The 2,358-nt window shown below is 56.9% G+C and carries 2 protein-coding genes; one reads left to right on the plus strand and one right to left on the minus strand.

What is annotated here, in order from left to right; all coding sequences use genetic code 11:
- The first annotated feature begins 417 nt into the window (after nucleotides 1-417).
- Entirely contained in the window at nucleotides 418-1,440 is a 1,023-nt protein-coding gene (rlmF, locus tag AC1DSG_RS30290) for a 23S rRNA (adenine(1618)-N(6))-methyltransferase RlmF (protein WP_477794158.1), read from the plus strand.
- 212 nt (nucleotides 1,441-1,652) lie between these two features.
- On the opposite strand, the gene AC1DSG_RS30295 is transcribed toward rlmF, so the two are convergent.
- Nucleotides 1,653-1,934 carry an HU family DNA-binding protein gene (locus tag AC1DSG_RS30295; protein ID WP_007905514.1) on the minus strand — a complete coding sequence of 94 codons (282 nt, stop codon included), beginning with the start codon at nucleotides 1,932-1,934 and terminating at the stop codon, nucleotides 1,653-1,655.
- Nucleotides 1,935-2,358 lie beyond the last annotated feature (424 nt).

The raw sequence follows: 2,358 nt of genomic DNA on the forward strand, positions 1-2,358 counted from the left end.
GTTCCAGTGCCTGCTCGACCAAAGAAGGATCGAGCAACGAATCCAACCCCTCGATGGCGTGGGGAGTGGAGGCGATGTTGTGAGTCAGTTCCAGTGCCCGAGCGAGACGCATAAAAAAATCCGATACCTATTCAGGCATCGGATTTTGATTTCTTGCAGCCAAAGGTCAAGCAAGAGGGCTTAACTGATCGGCATTACCCGCAACGGCCTCCCTTTTTTGTGCCCACCACTTTTCCCCCAAATACCTGAAATCCCTGTGGGAGCGGGCTTGCCCGCGATGGCGGAGTGTCAGACGACTACTATATGCACTGACACACCGCCATCGCAGGTAAGCCAGCTCCCACAGGAAAGCTTTTCAATGCGAGGAATGTGGGACAATACCCGCCACTTTTAGCCATACCCGAATCGACAACGCCCATGAACGCCCCCCGCACACCAAGACCTGCGCGCAAAAAGCCTGACACCGCCACCCCGGCCAAAGCCGTGGAGCCGCGCGAGAAGGCCAGCCTGCACCCGCGCAATCGCCATCAGGGTCGTTACGACTTCCCGGCCTTGATCAAAACCACGCCGGAACTGGCAAAGTTCGTGATCATCAACCCGTACGGCAAGGAAAGCATCGACTTCGCCAGCCCCGACGCGGTACGCGTGTTCAACCGGGCGTTGCTCAAGTCGTTCTACGGCATCGCCCATTGGGACATCCCGGCTGACTACCTTTGCCCACCGGTTCCGGGGCGTGCCGACTATGTGCACTTCCTTGCCGACCTGCTGGCCAGCGTCAATGACGGTGAAATCCCTCGCGGCGCGCCGGTCAAGGTGCTCGATATCGGCATGGGCGCCAACTGTGTCTATCCGTTGATCGGTTACAGCGATTACCGCTGGCACTTCCTCGGTTCGGAAATCGACCCGACGGCCGTGGCCGCTGCCAAAGCCATCGTGCAGTCCAACGGGCTGAACAAGGCCATCCAGTTGCGCCAGCAAAGCAATCCCAAGCACATCCTGCTGGGTCTGCTGGAGCCAGGCGAACGCTTTGACCTGACCATGTGCAACCCACCGTTCCATGCCTCGATGGACGAAGCGACCAAGGGCAGCGAGCGTAAATGGCGAGCCCTGGGCCGTGCCGACCCGAAACGCAAACTGCCGGTGCTGAACTTCGGTGGTCAATCGGCTGAGTTGTGGTGTGAAGGTGGAGAAGCCCGGTTTGTGACGCAACTGATCGCCGAAAGTGCCCACTTCCAGCACAAAGTGCTGTGGTTCAGCACCCTGGTGTCGAAAGCGTCTAACCTGCCTGCGATCCAGACAGCCTTGAAAAAGGCTGGTGTGCTGGAAAGCCAGGTGGTGGAAATGTCCCAAGGCCAGAAGCAAAGCCGCTTCGTCGCCTGGACCTTCCAGACCAAATCCGAGCAGCAGGTCTGGCGCGAGCGCTGGGTTAAAAAAAGCTGAGTAACTAACCGACACAAATCAAATGTGGGAGCGAGCCGGTTCCGGGCGGCGTTCCGACGAAGGGGCCGTCCCAGCCGACATTGATGCTGAATGTCAGACCGCTTTCGCGAGCAGGCTCGCTCCCACATTGGTTCAGCGGTGTTGGTGCCAAATCTCAGACACAAAAAAACCGTGCCCGGATTGCTCCGGAGCACGGTTTTTTTTAACAAGTCTTACTTGTTAACAGCGTCGGTCAGGCCTTTGGCCACAACCAGCTTGATAACTTTCTTGGCAGCGATTTCGATGGCAGCGCCAGTCGAAGGGTTACGGCCAGTACGGGCAGGACGCTCAGTCACTTTCAGTTTGCCGATACCTGGCAGAGTGATTTCGCCGCCGTTTTCCAGCTGATCAGCAACGATTTGGCCCAGTTGGTCCAGAGCGTTACGCGCGGTGGTTTTTGGCGCGTCGATAGCTTCAGCGATGTCGGCGATCAGTTGGTCTTTAGTAAGAGCCATGTAGTGTTCCTTCCCTATCAAATTCATATGGATTGCAGAGTGCAGTGTCAGCCATCGAGCCCGATCTTCTGGATCTGGCACCCTCGGCCAATAACCACTGGATCGGGGTTATAGATGCCGAAATCAGGGTTTGGTTCGACCTGACAAATGCTGAATGCACGCTTAACGCAGTGACTTCGCGCAAGACGGGGCAAAACTAGCACAGAGACGGGGAAATATCCGCCTCTAGCTACCCATTTGGTCAGCTTTATTGCTCTAAAACGGGAAAAAAACGCATAAGCACCGCCGGTCGCCCGGGATTTGCCCTTCATGCCGCGCCCAAACCAGTGGTTGCGGTACACTTKGCACTTTTTCGGGGAGCACGCCCTCCTCTCTTCAATCAGCCGAGAAGCCCATGCCGATCCGTCATTGCATCGTCCACCTG

The organism is Pseudomonas sp. P5_A12 (assembly GCF_056400685.1).